16 protein-coding genes are annotated in these 17408 nt (G+C 70.9%); 13 read left to right on the top strand and 3 right to left on the bottom strand.

Annotation, left to right across the window (positions count from 1 at the left end):
* The first annotated feature begins 34 nt into the window (after positions 1 to 34).
* The 12 genes from OG574_RS43130 (at position 35) to OG574_RS43075 (ending at position 14178) form a co-directional block, all read left to right on the top strand.
* Positions 35 to 1642: a serine/threonine-protein kinase gene (locus OG574_RS43130; protein WP_326777679.1), complete on the top strand. Its 1608-nt coding sequence runs from the start codon at positions 35 to 37 to the stop codon at positions 1640 to 1642.
* Positions 1643 to 1845: 203 nt separating this feature from the next.
* Positions 1846 to 2559, top strand: coding sequence for an urease subunit gamma (ureA, locus tag OG574_RS43125; RefSeq protein WP_326777678.1), 714 nt, complete (start codon positions 1846 to 1848; stop codon positions 2557 to 2559).
* A complete protein-coding gene (locus tag OG574_RS43120; protein ID WP_326777677.1) occupies positions 2556 to 4265 on the top strand; it encodes an urease subunit alpha in 1710 nt (569 codons plus the stop codon). Before ureA ends, OG574_RS43120 begins: the two co-directional genes overlap by 4 nt.
* A 126-nt stretch (positions 4266 to 4391) precedes the next feature.
* Positions 4392 to 5402 (top strand): agmatine deiminase family protein, encoded by a 1011-nt coding sequence (locus OG574_RS43115; protein ID WP_326777676.1) that lies wholly within the window; start codon positions 4392 to 4394, stop codon positions 5400 to 5402.
* 47 nt (positions 5403 to 5449) lie between these two features.
* Positions 5450 to 7105 carry an ABC transporter substrate-binding protein gene (locus OG574_RS43110; RefSeq protein WP_326777675.1) on the top strand — a complete coding sequence of 552 codons (1656 nt, stop codon included), beginning with the start codon at positions 5450 to 5452 and terminating at the stop codon, positions 7103 to 7105.
* Positions 7102 to 8061 (top strand): ABC transporter permease, encoded by a 960-nt coding sequence (locus tag OG574_RS43105; protein WP_326777674.1) that lies wholly within the window; start codon positions 7102 to 7104, stop codon positions 8059 to 8061. The genes OG574_RS43110 and OG574_RS43105 overlap by 4 nt, the downstream gene beginning before the upstream one ends.
* A complete protein-coding gene (locus tag OG574_RS43100) occupies positions 8058 to 8912 on the top strand; it encodes an ABC transporter permease (RefSeq protein WP_326777673.1) in 855 nt (284 codons plus the stop codon). The genes OG574_RS43105 and OG574_RS43100 overlap by 4 nt, the downstream gene beginning before the upstream one ends.
* Entirely contained in the window at positions 8909 to 9907 is a 999-nt protein-coding gene (locus OG574_RS43095; RefSeq protein ID WP_326777672.1) for an ABC transporter ATP-binding protein, read from the top strand. The genes OG574_RS43100 and OG574_RS43095 overlap by 4 nt, the downstream gene beginning before the upstream one ends.
* Complete coding sequence (locus OG574_RS43090) at positions 9900 to 10697, top strand: ABC transporter ATP-binding protein (RefSeq protein ID WP_326777671.1); 798 nt, start codon at positions 9900 to 9902, stop codon at positions 10695 to 10697. Before OG574_RS43095 ends, OG574_RS43090 begins: the two co-directional genes overlap by 8 nt.
* Positions 10698 to 10753: 56 nt before the next feature.
* Positions 10754 to 11911, top strand: a complete 1158-nt coding sequence (locus tag OG574_RS43085; protein ID WP_326777670.1) for an agmatine deiminase family protein — start codon at positions 10754 to 10756, stop codon at positions 11909 to 11911.
* A gap of 174 nt (positions 11912 to 12085) precedes the next feature.
* Positions 12086 to 13180, top strand: coding sequence for a hypothetical protein (locus tag OG574_RS43080; protein WP_326777669.1), 1095 nt, complete (start codon positions 12086 to 12088; stop codon positions 13178 to 13180).
* Between the two features lie 53 nt (positions 13181 to 13233).
* On the top strand, positions 13234 to 14178 hold the full coding sequence (locus OG574_RS43075) for an endonuclease/exonuclease/phosphatase family protein (protein WP_442816888.1): 945 nt from the start codon (positions 13234 to 13236) through the stop codon (positions 14176 to 14178).
* A 45-nt stretch (positions 14179 to 14223) separates the two neighbouring features.
* Here the strand turns inward: OG574_RS43075 and OG574_RS43070 are convergent, their stop codons facing one another.
* Positions 14224 to 14520, bottom strand: a complete 297-nt coding sequence (locus tag OG574_RS43070) for a YciI family protein (RefSeq protein WP_326777668.1) — start codon at positions 14518 to 14520, stop codon at positions 14224 to 14226.
* A gap of 262 nt (positions 14521 to 14782) precedes the next feature.
* Here OG574_RS43070 and OG574_RS43065 point away from each other — a divergent pair, with 262 nt between their 5' ends.
* Entirely contained in the window at positions 14783 to 15124 is a 342-nt protein-coding gene (locus OG574_RS43065; RefSeq protein WP_326777667.1) for a hypothetical protein, read from the top strand.
* A gap of 37 nt (positions 15125 to 15161) precedes the next feature.
* Here OG574_RS43065 and OG574_RS43060 read toward each other — a convergent pair whose 3' ends face one another.
* Complete coding sequence (locus tag OG574_RS43060; RefSeq protein ID WP_326777666.1) at positions 15162 to 16088, bottom strand: NAD-dependent epimerase/dehydratase family protein; 927 nt, start codon at positions 16086 to 16088, stop codon at positions 15162 to 15164.
* A 120-nt stretch (positions 16089 to 16208) separates the two neighbouring features.
* Complete coding sequence (locus OG574_RS43055; protein ID WP_442816887.1) at positions 16209 to 17405, bottom strand: cytochrome P450 family protein; 1197 nt, start codon at positions 17403 to 17405, stop codon at positions 16209 to 16211.
* Between the last annotated feature and the right edge of the window lie 3 nt (positions 17406 to 17408).

Below are 17408 nucleotides of genomic sequence, written 5' to 3'. Positions count from 1 at the left end.
CCCCCTGTCCGCCACCCCCCGAGAGAGCCACCGCATGACCTCCGACCGGCGCGGAGCGCCACCCTCATTCGAGGCCCTGTCCGCGGACGATCCGCACGAGATCGGCGGCTACCGGCTGTGTGCCCGGCTCGGTTCGGGCGGCATGGGCCATGTCTATCTGGCCTTCACGCCCGGGGGCCGGCCGGTCGCCCTCAAGGCGGTGCGCCCGGAGCTCGCCGGGGACGCCGCCTTCCGCCACCGGTTCGCCCAGGAAGTGACGAACACGCAGCGAGTCCACGGCCTGTACACGGCCCCGGTCATCGACTCCGGCACGGACGCCGCGACGCCGTGGCTGGCCACCGCCTATGTGCCGGGGCCCTCACTGCACGAGGTGGTCCACCGGCACGGCCCGCTGCCCGTTCCGACGGTGCTGCTGCTCATCGCCGGCATCGCCGAAGCGCTCCAGGCGATCCATGCCGCCGGCGTGGTTCATCGCGACCTCAAGCCGGCCAACGTACTGCTGGCCTCCGACGGCCCGCGGGTGATCGACTTCGGTATCGCCCGGGCCGCCGACGCCGTCGCGCTGACCAGCGCGGGCCTGCAGATCGGCACACCCGCTTTCATGGCCCCCGAGCAGGCCCTGGGCAGACCCGCCACGGACGCCACGGACGTCTTCGCGCTCGGCGCCCTCGCGGTGTACGCGGTATGCGGCGCGCCGCCCTTCGGCAGCGGCCCCGAGTCCGCGGCCCTGTACCGGGTCGTGCACGAACAGCCCGACCTCACGCACGTACCGCCCGAGCTGCAGAACCTGCTGTGGCAGTGCCTCGCGAAGAGCCCCGAGGAGCGGCCCACCGCCGGCGCCCTGATCGAGGCCGTGCGCCACCACCCGGCCACGGGGGACCAGCTGCGGTTCACCGACGGCTGGCTGCCGCACTCGGTCCGTGCCGACATCGCCCGCCGCAGCGATCTGCCCGAACCCCTCCAACCGCCGCACGCCCAGCCGACGATGACGGCTACCCCCAGGGCACCCGCCCGCGCGGACACCGCCGTCACCGCATCACCCGCACCACCACCCGCGCCACGGGGACGCAGGAGGCGCCGGCGCTGGATCGTGCCGACGGCGACAGTGGCCGTCCTGGTCGCCGGAGCGACGGCCTACCGCCTCAGCGACTCCAATGGGGACCCGTCGAAGGTGAACGGCCCCAGCGGGCGCGACCGGGGCTCGGCCCCACCGTCGCGGCCGCACTCTTCGCCGCCGCCCTCGAAGTCGACCGCGTCGCCAGGTGCCGGATACCAGCAGGTGTACGCCGACACCGAGCTGACCTCCCCCGACCCGAGCTACGAGTTCGACCTGCGCAACGGCACGGTCGCCCCCGAGTCCACCGCCGCCTGGTATCTGGCACGTACCGCCGACGAATTCGACTTCCCCGACGACAGCGATGCGTACATCGCATACGACGACACGTTGCCCCCCGGTGGCTGCGAGGAAGGGATCGACAGCGAGCCGGTGACCACGCTGAAGTTCGACGACCTGGAGGAATGGCGTCCGTTCTGCATCCGCAGCGCGAACGGCAAGGACATCGCGATCGTGCATCTCATCGACGCCCCCACGGCAAACGAGTCCGTAACGGTCTCCGTCCGCCACTACCGCAAGACCACCTGACGGACGGCCGCCGGAGACCTCCTGGCGGCCCCGCCCGGCGGACGCTCGGAGAAGTCCCGTCGAATACCTTGACTGAATTTTCAGTCAGTGACATCTTCAGGTCAGCACCAGACGAACCGCCACAGAGAGCGACTCACCACCATGCACCTCGACGCCTCCACCACCCACGAGCCCGTCCTGGGCAGATCCGCGGAGCCGCCGGTATGCGGCTGACCCCGACGGAACGCGACCGACTGCTGCTGTTCGGGGCCGCCGAACTGGCCCGCGCCCGCCACGCCCGCGGTCTCCGCCTCAACGTGCCCGAGGCGACCGCCCTCATCGCCGACACGGTGTGCGAGGCGGCCCGTGACGGCGCCCGGCTCGCGGAGGCCGTCGCCGCCGCACGCAAAACCCTGGGGCCCGATGACGTTCTGCCCGGCGTGCCCGATGTGGTCACCGAGATCCACGTCGAGGCGGTCTTCGACGACGGCACCCGGCTGGCCGTGGTCAGCGATCCGTTCGGGGGCGGCAGCCTCGGGGCTCAGGCGCCGGGCGCGGTCCTGCCCGCGGCGGAGGAACCGGCCGGGCAGCCCGCTCCGGTCCGGACGGTCACCGTCCACAACACCGCCTCCGTTCCGATCAGCGTCACCTCGCACTTCCACTTCTTCGAGGCCAACCCCCGCCTGGACTTCGACCGGGCCGCCGCCTTCGGCATGCGTCTGGCCATGCCGGCCGGTGCGTCCACCCGGTTCGCGCCGGGCACGGAGAGCGAGGTCGGGCTTCTCCCCATCGGCGGCGACCGCGTCGTGATCGGGTTCGCCGGCCTGGTCGACGGTCCGCTCGACGCGCCGGGCGCCCGCCGGGACGCGCTGCGCCGCGCGGCCGCCTGCGGCCATCTCGGCGCCAGGCCGGACTGCGACCAGGAGGCTTCACTGTGAGCACCACCATCGATCCGCAGGAGTACGCCGCCGTGCACGGCCCGCGCGCCGGCGACCGGGTCCGCCTCGGCGACACCGGACTCGTCGTACGGGTCGAGTCCGACTCGCAGGCCCCGGGGGACGAGTTCCTGGCCGGCTTCGGCAAGACCGCCCGCGACGGACTGCACCTGAAGGCCGCCGCCGTCCGTGAGACCTGCGATGTCGTCATCAGCAACGTGCTCGTGATCGACGCGGCGCAGGGCATCCGCAAGACGTCGATCGGCATCCGGGAGGGGCGCATCGCCTCCGTCGGCCGCGCGGGCAACCCGGACACCCTGGCCGGCGTGGACGTCGTGGTCGGCACCGGGACGACGATCGTCTCCGGAGAGGGCATGATCGCCACGGCGGGTGCCGTCGACACGCACGTACACCTGCTGTCGCCGCGCATCATGGAGGCCTCGCTCGCCTCCGGCGTCACCACGATCATCGGCCAGGAGATCGGGCCCAGTTGGGGCGTCGGAGTCAACTCGCCCTGGGCGCTGCGGCACGCGTTCAACGCCTTCGACGCCTGGCCGGTCAACATCGGCTTCCTGGGCCGGGGTTCGTCCTCCGACCCGGCGCCCCTGGTCGAGGCCCTCGCCGAGGGCGGCGCGTCCGGCTTCAAGGTGCACGAGGACCTCGGCGCGCACACCAGGGCGCTCGACACCGCGCTGCGGGTCGCCGAGGAACACGACGTCCAGGTCGCCCTGCACACCGATGGCCTGAACGAGTGCCTCTCGGTCGAGGACACGCTCGCTGTCCTCGAAGGGCGCACCATTCACGCCTTCCACATCGAGGGATGCGGCGGCGGGCACGTGCCCAACGTGCTGAAGATGGCGGGCGTACGCAATGTCATCGGCTCCTCGACCAATCCGACCCTTCCCTTCGGCAGGGACGCGGTCGCCGAGCACTACGGGATGATCTTCAGCGCGCACGCCCTGCAGCCCGACCTCCCGGGCGACACGGCCATGGCGCGGGACCGAATCCGGGCCGGAACCATGGGCGCCGAGGACGTACTGCACGACCTCGGGGTCATCGGCATCACCTCGTCCGACGCCCAGGGCATGGGCCGGGCCGGGGAGACCGTGCGCCGCACCTTCGCCGTGGCCGGGAAGATGAAGGCCGAGCTCGGCCCGATGGAGGGCGACGGACACGACGACGACAACGCGCGGGTGCTGCGCTACATCGCCAAGCTGACCATCAATCCGGCGATCGCCCACGGTCTGTCCCATGAGGTCGGCTCGATCGAGAGCGGGAAGCTGGCGGACATCGTGCTGTGGTGGCCCGACTCGTTCGGCGCCAAGCCGCAGATGGTCCTGAAGGCAGGCTTCCCCGCCTACGGTGTCACCGGCGATCCCAATGCCGCCGACGACCGCTGCGAACCGCTCGTGCTCGGCCCGCTGTTCGGCGCGCAAGGGGCGACCGCGGCGGATCTGTCGGTGGCGTTCGTCAGCCGGGCAGCGGCCGAGTCCGGCTCCTTCGGCCGGCCGTACGACGCGCTGGCGACCCGGCGCCGGCGGGTGGCCGTACACGGCACCCGCGGGATCGGCCCGGCCGACATGGTGAACAACGCCCGCCTGGGCGAGGTCCAGGTCGAGGCCGACAGCGGGCTCGTCACGCTCGACGGATCGCCGGTCCGCTCGGAGCCCGCGTCCGAAGTGCCCCTCAACCGCCTGTACTTCCTGTAGAGCACCGAGACTCCACGAGTACGGAAGCCGCCGAGATCTCTTCGACTCCATCAGCCTGACTGAATTTTCAGTCATAACTGGACTCCATGAACCGACCCCGGATGAATCCGGAGAGGGAGAACCCCGATGACGTTCCGCATGCCCGCCGAATGGACCGAGCACGAGCGCTGCCTGATGGCCTGGCCGACCCGTCCCGACCTGTGGGGCGGCGTCCTCGAGACCGTCAAGGGCGAGTACGCCGAAGTGGCCCGCGCCATCGCCGAGTTCGAGTCCGTGACCATGGTCGCGCCGCCCGGCCACGCAGCCGAGGCCCGTGACCTGTGCGGCGAAGACGTCGAGGTGATCGAACTGCCCACGGACGACTCGTGGTTCCGCGACTCCGCGCCGCTGTTCGTGCTCGGCCCCGACGGCCGCCGGGCCGGCGTGGACTTCCGTTTCAACGCCTGGGGCGGCAAGCACCACCCGTACGACGCCGACGACCGCATCAGTGCTCTGCTGCTCGAACGGCTCGGTGTCCCGGCCGACCGCTCCGAGATGATCCTGGAGGGCGGGGCGATCACCGTGGACGGTGAGGGCACGCTGATCACCACTGAGCAGTGCCTGCTCCACCCCAACCGCAATCCGGGCCTGACCAGGGCGGAGATCGAGGCGGAACTGAAGGCCCGGCTCGGTGTCACCAAGGTGATCTGGCTGCCGTACGGCGGGCTTCTGGACACGGAGACGGACGGTCACGTGGACGGCGTCTGCGCGTTCGTCGCCCCCGGCAAGGTCGTCGTACAGCTGCCGGATGATCCCGAGCACCCCGACTACGCGCGGATGCGCGCCAACCGGGCGGTCCTTGAGGCCACGCCCGACGCGACGGGGCGGACGCTGGAGATCGTCGATCTGCCGCAGAGCGCGTTCGTCGAGGTCGAGGGAGAGCCCGTCGAGGTCGGATACCTCAACTTCTATGTGGCCAACGGCGGCGTGGTCGTACCCGTCGCCGGGCTGCCTCAGGACGCGCAGGCCCTGGAGGTCATCGCGCAGGCCTGTCCCGGGCGCAAAGTCGTCGGCGTGACCGCCCGCGTGATCGCCCACGGCGGTGGCGGTGTCCACTGCATCACCCAGCAGGTCCCCGCCGCGCGTTCGCGCGCCTGAGCAGTTCCTCACCCTCGGCGACGTACGTACGGAGAGGAACCGCGCCGATGCACACCACACCACCCCGGCCGGGAAGACGCGGGGCCGGCCGTCCCGCCCTGCTGGCCGCTGCCCTGTCCGCCATTCTCCTGGTCCCCGCGTGTGCGGGACCGCCGGGCACCGGCGCCTCGGGCGCGGGTACCGACTTCCGGCTGTCCGCGAACACGCCACGGGCGAAGGGCCGGATCGACTCGTTCACGTGGGCGCTGTACGCGGAGCCCCCGACGCTCGACTACATCTCGGCGTTCGACTACCCGCAGAACATGATCCTCTCCAATGTGTGCGAGAGCCTGATGCGGTGGACGCCCGACCTGAGACTGGCGCCGGGTCTGGCCAGGAAGGCGTCCAATCCCGACCCGCTGACCTGGGTGTACGACCTGCGCGACGGCGTGCGCTTCCACGACGGGCGCGTCCTGACCGCCGACGACGTCCTCTTCAGCCTCGGGCGGCAGATGAACCCGCACAACGGGGCGGCGTGGGCGCAGGTCTTCGAGAACGTCGCCTCGCTCGACAAGACCGGCCCGCTCCAGGTCACCGTCAAACTGAAGCGGCCCGATTCGCAGTTCCCCCAGTACATGGCGACCGCCGCCGGAGTGGTGGCAAGCCGGTCCGGGGTCAGGGCCGCGGGCCGGGACTACGGCACCTCCGGTGGACTCGCCTGCTCGGGACCGTACGAGCTGGGCAAGTGGGACAAGGGCCAGTCGATCGAGCTGCGGCGCTTCGACCGCTACCGGGGAACGAAGGCCAAGTCCGCCAAAGCGGTGTTCCGCTTCCTCAGTGACTCCTCCGCGCGCACCAAGGCCATGCTCAGCGGCGAGGTGGACGGCGGATACCTCATCCCCACCGAGAGCTACGGCGCACTGCGCTCCTCAGGTGTCGGGACCCTCTCCTTCGGTGAGGGGCTCAGCACGGTCAACGTCAATGTCACCAACATGCGCGGACCGCTCGGTGATGTCCGGGTCCGGCGCGCGCTGTCGCTGGCTCTGGACCGCCGGGGCTTCCTCAAGACCGGCCTGAGCGGCGCGGGAACCGTCACCAACTCCCTCACGACGAAGGCTGCTTGGGCCGCCGCCCCGGAATCGGTACGCAAGGCCGCCTTCGACGGACTCCCGTCCGCCGAGCCGAACCTGAGCAAGGCGAAGAAACTGATCAAGGCAGCCGGCGCCACCGGCAAGACGCTCACCGTCGCCACCAGTTCGATCGGTCAGGACGTGTCGCTGCTCGCCACCGCCGTCCAGGCCGCGGGCAGCGAGATCGGGCTCGACATCAAGCTCAAGACCATCGCTCCCAACGCCTTCACCGCGCTGTTCACGGACCCGCAGGCGCGCAAGGGCATCGACATGTTCCCCGAGACGTACTACGACTCGATCACCGATCCGCTGGACCTGCTCAGCAACTTCCGGACGGGCGCGTACCAGAACTTCGCCGGCTACAGCGACCGCTCGTACGACCGCCTGGTCGACCGGGCCCGCGCCACGTACGACCCGGTCGAGCGCCTGACGACAGAGGCCGAACTCCAGCGGAAGGCGGCCGGTCAGGTGCTGTGGATCCCGGTCGCCGAGTGGCCCACCGCCCTGTTCCTCAACAAGCGGATCACCGGCGCCCCCACCACCATCTCCTACTTGTACTCCCCGTGGGCCGCCGGCATCGGGGCCGCGCAATGAACTTCCTCAAATTCACGGTGCGGAGGCTGGCCGAGATGGCCGCCACCCTGCTCGGCGCCTCGTTCGTGATCTTCGGCGCGATGTATCTGGCGCCCGGCAGCCCGGCGAGCTTCCTCCTGTCCGGGCGGTCCGCCTCGCCGGACGCGCTGCGCGCGGTCAATGAGCAGTACCACCTCGACGACCCGTTCGCCGTACGGTACTTCCGCTGGCTCGGCCAGCTGCTGCACGGCGACTTCGGCCGCTCGATCACCTACCGCACCGACGTGTCCCGGCTCCTGGCCGACCGGCTGCCGAGCACCCTGCTCCTGGTCACGATGGCTCTGGTCCTCGTCGTGGTCGTCGGCCTCGCTCTCGGCCGGATCGGCGCGGTCCGCGGCGGCGCCACCGACGCCACGATCCTGGTCACCACCACCCTCGCCGTCGGCACTCCGTCGTTCGTCGCCGCGGTCGTGCTCCAGGGTGTGTTCGCGGTGCGGCTGCACTGGTTTCCCGCCGGCGGCACCGGCGAAGGGTTCGGCCAGTTGCTCTGGCATCTGACCCTCCCGGCCGTGGCCCTCTCGCTGTATCTGATCGGCATGCTGGCCCGCGTCACGCGCAGCGCCATGCTCGATGTCCTCGGCCAGGAGCACGTCACTGTGGCCCTCAGCCGTGGTGTCCCGAAGCGTCACGTCATCAGCAGGCATGTGTTCCGTAACGCGCTCGGCACCGTGCTCACCACCGGCGGTCTGATCGTCTCCACCCTGCTGGTGTGCACCGTCCTCGTGGAGTCCGCGTTCGGTGTCGGAGGCATCGGCCAGCTCCTCGAACTGTCCATCACCACCAAGGACTTCCCCACCGTGCAGGCCATCTCGCTGACCATGGTCGTGCTGTTCATGGCGGTCAACCTCGTCGTCGACCTCGTCCACCCCCTGGTCGACCCGCGCATTTCCCTCGGCCCGGGGAGGTCCGCCGCATGAGAGTCGCCGTTCTGCGCCGCCCCGGCCTCGCCCGGCTCCGCACCGACCGTCCGCTCCTCCACGTGCTCTGCCTCGGTTTCGTCTGCGTGGTTGTCCTGACGGCCCTGCTCGCCCCTTGGCTGGCCCCGTCCGACCCCAACGCGGCCGACCTCGGCAACGCGCTGGCGGGCACGTCCACCGCCCACCCCTTCGGCGTCGACGCCTCCGGCCGCGACACGCTGTCCCGCCTGGTCGTCGGCGCGCGGACCTCACTGCTCGGCCCGCTCGGCGTGGTCGCCTTCTCGACCGTCGCCGGTGTCGCCATCGGGATCGCCGCCGCCTGGCGGGGCGGCTGGCTCGACTCCGTGCTGTCGCGCGGCACCGAGCTGGTCTTCGCCTTCCCCGGAATGCTCCTGGCGATCCTGATCGTCTCCGTGTACGGCGAGGGCCTCTTCGCCCCGGTCGTCGCGCTCGCCGTCGCCTACCTCCCGTATGTCAGCCGGCTCACCCGTTCCCTGGCGCTGGCCGAGCGTGAACGCCCGTACGTCAGCGCCTGTTCGGTGCAGGGGCACTCCGGTCTCCAGGTCTGTCTGCGGCACGTCCTGCCCAACATCGCGCCCGTCGTCCTCGCCCAGTCCGCCATCAACTTCGGCTACGCGCTGATCGATCTGGCGGGTCTGTCCTTCCTCGGACTCGGGGTGCCCGCGCTGACGCCCGACTGGGGCCGGATGGTCTTCGACGGCCAGACCGCCATCCAGCGGGGCTATCCCCTGTCGGCGTTCCTGCCGTGTGCCGCGATCGTGCTGACCGTCGTCGCGTTCAACGTGGTCGGCGAGCGCTGGGCCGACCAGGTCGCCAGGAGGGACCGATGAACGACACCCCACCCGTGCTCGACATCCAAGGCCTGCGGCTCCAGCTCCCGGACACCGCACGGCCGGTACTCGACGGCGTCGACCTCACCGTCGCCGCCGGGGAGACGGGCGCCCTCGTCGGCGAGTCCGGCTCCGGGAAGTCCCTCACCTCCCGCAGCGTCCTGGGCCTGCTGCCGCCAGGGGCCACGACCGAGGGGACCGTACGGGTCTCGGGCGACGACGTCCTCACGATGACGCCCGCGCGGCTGCGCGAGCTGCGCACCGGCACGGCCGCCATGATCTTCCAGGACCCCCGCGCCGCCATCAACCCGCTGCGCCGGATCGGGGACTTCCTCACCGAGAGCCTGCGCCTCAACGCCGGAAGCCGCGCCGAGGACGCAGCCCGGCGCGCCGCGGAGATGCTCGCCGCGGTCGGCCTCTCCTCCGACGCCCTGCGGCGCTATCCGGGCCAGCTCTCCGGCGGCATGCTCCAACGCGTCATGATCGCGGCCGCGTTGATGGGCGACCCGGCGCTCCTCCTCGCCGACGAGGCCACCACGGCACTCGATGTCACCACTCAGGCCGAGGTCGTCGGCCTCCTCGGCGAACTGCGCGAACGATTCGGCACCGGCCTGCTCTTCGTCACCCACGACCTCGGTCTCGCCGCGACCATCAGCGACCGGGTCTACGTGATGTACGCGGGACGCATCGCCGAGACCGGCCCCGCCGAAGCCCTCTTCGACCGGCCGAGGCACCCGTACACGGCCGCCCTCCTGGAGGCCACACCGCGCCTCGACGCACCGCAGGGACGACTGGCCGCGATCGACGGTCAACCACCCGATCTGCGACAGGAGTTGACCGGCTGCCCGTTCGCGCCCCGGTGCGCGTACGCCACCGGCATCTGCCGGGACGAGGCTCCCGTCGACCGGCCGGCCGGCGACGAGGACGGGCTGCTGCCGCATCGCGTCGCGTGCCACCACAGTGAACGGCTCGAAGGGAAGTCCGGCCATGAGTGAAACCGTCCTCCAGGTCACCGGAGTGACCCGCTCATACCGCAGCGTCCGGGCGGCGGACGACGTCTCGTTCACGCTCGGCGTGGGCGGATCGCTCGGCATCGTCGGCGAGTCCGGCTCGGGCAAGACGACGACCGCCCGCATCGTCGTGGGCCTGGAGCGCGCCGACGCGGGCGAGGTCCTGGTGCGCGGCGTTTCTCGAACGGTTCGGGCGCGGGGCCGGGCGGCCCGGCTTGCCCGGGCCCGCGAGGTCCAGATGGTGTTCCAGGACCCGTTCCTCTCCCTCGATCCGAGAATCACCGTCGACGCGGCGCTGCGCGAAACGCTGCGGCTCCACTTTCCCGACGGGGACCACTCGCACCGTCTCGGCGAACTCCTCGACCAGGTAGGGCTCGGCAGCCGGGCGGCCGGCGCCCTGCCCCGGCAGCTCTCCGGTGGACAGCGCCAGAGGGTGGCCATCGCGCGGGCCCTCGCGGTCGAACCGGCCGTACTCGTACTCGACGAGGCCGTAGCAGCCCTGGACGTGTCGGTTCAGGCGCAGATCCTCAACCTGCTCGCCGACATCCGCGAACAGACCGGCATCGCCTACCTCTTCATCACGCACGACCTCGGCGTGGTGCGCTGCGTGACCGACGACGTGATCGTCATGCGCCAGGGCCGGATCGTCGAGTCGGGACCCACCCCCCAAGTCCTCGACGCTCCCCAACACGCATACACGCGGCTGCTGTTGGAGTCGATTCCCCGCCCCGGATGGAACCCGCAGGCCATCGCCCTGGCCCGCCGCGCTCTGTAGCCCGGGCCCCGAGACCACCGTCCAGAGATCCGTACACACCAGATCGGAGACCACAGGTGAACGACCACCGCGCACCTCAGAGCCCGTCCCACCGCCTGCTCGGCAGGAGGAACTTCCTCGCCGCGACAGGGCTGGCGGCGGCCGGCGCCGCCTGGGCCGCGACCGGCGGCGGCAAGGCACTCGCCACCCCGGTTCCGGCCTCCGGCACGGGCTTCGCCGTGCCGCTCGACACCGTCCCGCACACCCGGACGTGGATGGCGTGGCCCGACAGCACCGCCATCTGGGGCCGCAAGCTGGCCGGCGTCCAGGCGAACATCGCCCTCATCGCGAAGACGATCGCCAAGTACGAACCGGTCACCATGTGCGCCAACTCCGCCGGCGTCTCGCAGGCCCGGAGCGCCTGCGGATCGGCCGTCACCGTGATCGGTTCCATCCCGGTCGACGACTGCTGGATACGTGACAGCGGGCCGGTCTTCCGCACCGACGGGGCCGGTGGCCTCGACGCCGTGGACCTGAACTTCAACGGCTGGGGCAACAAGCAGACCCACGCGAAGGACTCGCTGGTCGCCGGGCGCATCGCGGCCGAGGTCGGGGTGCAGCTCACCAGCGCCGACTTCGTCGGCGAGGGCGGCGCGGTGGAGACGGACGGCAACGGCACGCTCATGGCCACCAAGAGCAGCCTCGTCAACAAGAACCGCAACCCGGGCATGACAACCGCGCAGATCGAGGCCGCGATGTGCGACGCCTTCGGGGCGTCGAAGGTGATCTGGTTCAACGGAGTGACCGGGCGGGACATCACCGACGACCACGTGGACGCCACCTCCCGCTTCCTCGCCGCGGGTGACGGCCTCGTCCAGATGCCCCTGGCCACCGACACCGACCCGTGGTCGAAGGACGCCCGTCAGCAGTACCAGCTCCTCTCCACGTCCACCGACGCCGACGGCACGCCGATCGCGGTCACCAAGCTGCAGGGCCCGGACTACTCCCGCATCCGGTCGGGTGATGCCAACTTCGTTGCGGCGTACGCCAATTACTACGTGTGCAACGGTGCGGTGATCTCGGCCCAGTTCGGTGACACCCGTGCGGACGCAGGGGCCAAGGCGCTCCTCCAGCGGCTGTTCCCGGGCCGTACCGTCGAACAGCTCAACATCGACAGCCTCGGCGCGGGCGGCGGCGGCATCCACTGCGTCACGCAGCAGCAGCCACGCCCGTAGCGACCTGGTTCCGGTGCCGGGCTACCCCCGGCACCGGGCCCTTGAGGCACCCGACCCCGCCTGCTCACGGATTAAGATCAGCGACGCCGAGGCGGCAACCATGCCATCGGCCGACTCGACGCGGTGAAGGTGGAGCACCGCGTCAGGTACCGCGGAAGGGGCGGGGAGCACATCGTGAGCAAGGGTGGGGCGTCCATATCGGACGAGGAGTGGGAGCGTTTCCAGAGGGAGGCCGAGGCCGGGACCCAGGGCGCGCCCGAGGAACCGTCGGCCCGGGCCCGGATGGTGACGCGACGACTGCGGGAGGAGACCGACCGGCCCGAGGGGTGGCGGACGCACGAACCGGCCCGGCAGCGGCGGGGCAAGGGCTGGTACGTGGTCGGACTGCTCGTCGCCGCGGGCATGCTGTTCGTGGCGCTGGATCCCGGGCGCGTGACCGATTGGTTCGGCCGTGGAGGCGGCGACACCCCGCTCGCCGCGGAGTCGGAACGCCCCGACCAGCCGCCCGCGACCGAGTCGGCGGCCCAACAGCCCACACTCCAAGAGCCGTTCAGGGGATCGCCCGCGGCGCAGTGGGGTGACGGAACGGCGGGGATCACCGTCCCCGAGGCCCGGGCGACCGGCTGGATGAGCAAGGCGCAAGTCTCGCAGGCGCTCGACAAGTCCCGGGACTTTCTTGCCGCGTCCAATCTGGATTCCGGTGTGCTTCTCGGACGGCCGCCCGCGAAGGCGATCGCGTTGATCAATCCGGATCAGAAGGACGTCCAGGACTACCTGGCGACCGCGTTCCGCGCGCCGAGCCAGGACGACGATCCTCTGCTGCTGTTCAGCCGTTTCGCGACGGAGAAGGTGCGTCTCGTCGGGGACGTGGTCAAGACGCGCGGGCGGATCACGTACCGGGAGGGCAAGCGCGGTGCTGTCGAGGTGACCACCGACGTCACGTACGTCTATCCGGTCGCGCACGCCGCGGAGGGAAGGGACGAGGTCGCGCGCACGATCGTGCGCCGCGAGGTGGTGATGAGCTGGGACGACCCGGCGAAGGTGATCACCGAGCCGGGGACGTTCTCCCTCGTCTCCTACAAGTCGGACACCGCCAACGGCGGCTGCGACAACGACACCGGTTTCTACGTCCCGGAGTTCCCCTCCGCGCGCGCGGCGTCCGGCCCGGGATCCGGCCCCGAGGTCGACCCGTACGACCGGAGCACGTCGATGGAGGCGCGCATGCAGGGCGCCGACGATGCGGAGTGCGGGACCGCGACACGGTCGTGAGTGGTGCGGGGGAACAGGGTGAGCGGTGCGGGGAAGCAGATGGGACGCCCAGGGTGAAGTGGGATCGTTCGGCCTGGGCACGCGGGCGTGTGCTCGCTGCGCTCGCCGTGGTGACGGCCGGACTGTTGGCGTTCCACCGGGCCGTGCCCAACTCCGTGGGGCACCTGGGCAGTCTGCTGGAGCAGTTCCTGCCCTGGCTCGGCCTGGTGGTCGTGGTGCTGTTCCTCCTGGCGCTGGTGCGCCGTTCGGCCGCAGCGCTGGTGGCCCTGCTCCTGCCCGTGGCGGCATGGACGTACCTCTGCGGCGGGCTGCTGTTGCCGGGGAAGACACCTGGCGCACACGACCTGGTCGTGGTGCAGCACAACGTCAGTGACGTGAACACCGACCCGGCGGGCACAGCCCGCGCCCTGGCCGACGCCGGGCCCGACCTCATCGCGTTGGAGGAGCTGCTCCCGGCGGCGCGGCCCGTCTACGACAGGACGCTGGCCCCGCGGTATCCGTACCACGCGGTCCGGGGTACGGTCGGACTCTGGTCGAAGCATCCACTGACCGACGCCCGGCTGGTGGACATCAAACCCCGTGGGATTAGGGAGAGTTGGGAGCGTGGGCTGCGCGCCGTGGTCCACGCGCCGCGCGGCGAGATCGCCGTGTACGTTGCGCATCTGCCCTCGGTCCGCGTCGGGGCGAGCGGCCTCGGCTCCACGTGGCGCGACGAGAGCGCCTGCGTGCTGGGACAGGCCGTCGCTGCCGAGAAGGTGAAGCCGGTGATCCTGCTGGGCGACCTCAACAGCACGGTCGACGACCGCGGGTTGGCCCCGCTGACCTCAAGCATGAACACGGCGGAGCGCGGATTCGCGTTCAGCTTCCCTGCCGCCTTCCCGGTGGCACGGATCGACCAGGTGATGGCCCGCTCGGCGACGGTCACCCAGATCCGTACGCTGCCCGAAACCGGCAGCGACCATCTGCCCGTGGCCGCCCGGATCACACTGGGCCAGTGAGTGTGGCCCAGCCGCCACCCCAGTCGGTGGCGGCCACGCACGACGTCAGGCCAGCTGGTCGGCGAGCGGTCCGAGTACCGGCTTCCACTCCTGGACCGAGACATCGCTGACGAGTCCCTGCACGCGGAACGGGTCCTTGTCCGTGGCTGCCAGCGCTGCCTGCTTGTCGGAGGCGCGGAACAGGAGCAGCGCGCCGGGGACGTCCCCGGCGACGATGGGGCCCGAGGCGAGGTTGATCCCCTGCTCGACGAGCGTGCCGAGGAACTCCCGGTGGGCGGGGTGGAGCTCGCCGCGGGCCGCGGAGTCGTCGGTGTAGGTGTAGGTCACAGCGTAGATGGGCATCGGGGCGTTCTCTCCTGTGAGTCTGGGGTGAGCCGGGGTCAGTCCGGGTCCGAGGTAGGTCTGAGGTCTGAGCCCTCAGGTCAGGTCTGAGTCCGAGGTAGGTCGGGGCGATCGCTGTGCGATTATGCTGCCCGGTCTGTCGAAGAGATCAGTATCCCGTCCGTGGAGCCCACATCCAGGGCGAGCCACGCCGGTGGGACGGCTTGGGGGGCTTACGGTGCGGGGACGGCTGGGTGGATCTCATTCCGGACGGGTGGCGGCTGTGACAGCGGCAGCGGTGGTGGCGCTCTGCTTGGGCCTGACCGGCGGATGCTCGTTCGGCGACAGCACGGATCCCAAAAAGGCGGCGGCCCAACAACAGCGGTTCTGCGCCCAGTTCGGCCAGTGGCAGCAGGACGACGCCACGCATGACGTCGACTCCGTATCGGCTCAGATGGTTGTCGACGCGGCGAAGGTACTGGACCGGGAGCACCTGGACACGAAGGGCAGTCACATCCTGCGTGACACCGAGGAGGCCGTGGTCCACCACATTCACTACAGCGCAGTCAGGGTGACCGCCTACTGCGACCGGGCTGGTTTCGAAATGCTGGTGGCCTCACCCTAGGGCCGCTGACACGTCGGGGGACCCTCCTCCGTCCGGATCACGCGAGGCTCTCCCGGAAGCCCTGCCGCCAGGACGGATGGCGCAGTTCCCAGCCGAGTTCCCGCTTGGCCTTGGCGTTGGAGAAGCCGCGCCCCTCGGTCATCATCCGCACCGCGACCTCTCCGGCCACGAGACGGGCCAGCCACTTGGGAACCCGCAGGGGAGGCTTCGCGCCCGCGCACTGGGCCAGGTACGGCAGCCACTCGCCGGCTGGGGCGGGTTCGTCGTCGACGATGTTGAACACACCCCTCACCTTCTGCTCCACGGCCAGGACGGTGGCGCTCGCCGCGTCGTCGAGATGCACCCACGAGCTGTAGCCGGTGCCGCCACCGACGAGCGGGAACTGCCGCTTGAGCACCAGCTCGACCTGGTCGTCGGTCGCGCCAGGTCCGTACAGCCCGCCGTAGCGCAGGGCCGCGCCGCCGACTCGGAGGACGGCATCCTCGACGTGGCGGATCGCCTCCATGCCCGGGCCGGCCGCCGTCCCCGTCATCAGGTCGAGCGCGTCCTCCTCGGTCTTCACCCAGCCGCCCTCGCGGACGCCGTTCCAGGCGGCGTAGCTCTGCGCTACGAAGTGGGCCACGCCGGTCGCTTCGGCGGCGGCCAGCAGGTGCTCCGTCCCCTCGGTGCGCAACCGGTTGGTGGTCGCGAACCAGCGGTCCATGTGCTTGATGTCGGGCTTGCCGGCGATCGCGGTCATCTGGTGCACGATCACGTCCGGCCGGGCCTTCGCCACGGCCTCACCGACCGACGCCGCGTCCAGCCCGTCCATCACGACAGCCTCGGCGCCCAGCTCCTCGAGCAGGCCCCGTTTGGCCACGCCCGTCGTCGTAGCCGTCACCTGGTGCCCCCGGGCCACGAGCTGCGGCACCAGCCGCCGCCCCAGGACCCCGGTCCCGCCTGCCACGAATACCCGCACAACCATCACCCTCTCGCTTCCGATTCGACCCCTCACACCTGAGACGAGACGGGGCGGCCGTCTGTGACATGGGAAGGATCGGCGGACGTCGCGGGGCGGTGGGGTCGTGACCGGCCGTCCCCGTTCTCAGCCGACGCGCAGGGGCAGTTCGGTCAGGCCTCTGAGCAGGGTGCTGGTGCGCCACGTGAGGGTGGCCGGGTCCGTCGCGAACGCGAGGGCGGGGCGGTCCTGGAGGAGCAGGCTGAGGGCGATGGTGGCTTCGGTGCGGGCCAGGGGCGCGCCCAGGCAGTGGTGGAGGCCGTGGCCGAAGCCGAGGTGGCTGTTGGGCGCCCGGCGGATGTCGAACCGGCCCGGGTCGGGGAAGTGCAGTGGGTCCCGGGAAGCGGCGGCGAGGGAGACGAGTACGGCGTCGCCCGCGGGGATGCGCGCTCCGGCGATGTCGAGTGGTTCGGCGGCGAAGCGGAACGCGCTTGCGTGTACGGGTGAGTTGTAGCGGAGCGATTCCTCGATGGCCGCACCCGTCAGCTCAGGTTCGGCTCTGAGGAGGTCGAGCTGGTCCGGGTGGGTGAGCAGGGCGTGGAGCGTGCCGGAGATGAGATTGACGGTGGTCTCGTGGCCCGCGACAAGGAGCAGGAAGGCCATGCCGAGCAGTTCTTCGGTGGCCGGCGGGGCGTCAACGGCCGCGGTGTCGGTGGCGGCGAGGACGCTGAGCAGGCCGGAGTCCGGTGTACGGCGCTTGTGGTCGATCAACTCGGCCAGATACACGGTCAGTTCGGTGGCTGCTGCGACCGCCTGCTCGGGGTTCGCCGGCATGACCAGCGCGTTGGACCAGGCGTGGAACACGGCGTGGTCGGACGCCGGGATGCCGAGGAGGTCGCAGATCACGGTGACCGGCAGCGGCAGTGCGTAGGCGCTGACCAGGTCGGCGGTCCCGTGGCGCGGGAGTTCGGCCAGCAGGTCGGCGGCCATGGCTTCGATCCGCGGGCGCAGGGCGGTGATGCGACCCGGAGTGAAGTGGCCCGCGACCAGGCGGCGGAGGCGGGTGTGCTGGGGTGGATCGGTCTGGAGCATGTTGCGCCCGATGGCGTGTCCCCCGTCGTCGCGCCAGGAGGCCGAGTGCCGGATGTCGTTGCGCAGGCGCGGATCGGTCAACGCGGCGCGCGCCGCGTCACGCGTGACGACCAGCCACGCCTCGCCGCTCCCCGGGACGAGGACACGGTGCACGGGACCCTTGGCCCGTAGGGCCGCGTATACGGGGAAGGGGTCTGCGGCCGTGTCGTGGCCTTTCGGGGCATGGTCGGCGAGGGTGGGTGGCTGCTGCATCCT

The sequence above is a fragment of the Streptomyces sp. NBC_01445 genome (assembly GCF_035918235.1).
In the GTDB taxonomy this organism is placed as follows: Bacteria; Actinomycetota; Actinomycetes; order Streptomycetales; family Streptomycetaceae; genus Streptomyces.
The sequence above is the reverse complement of the archived record's forward strand: the minus strand, read 5'-3'. Positions and strand labels throughout refer to the sequence as shown.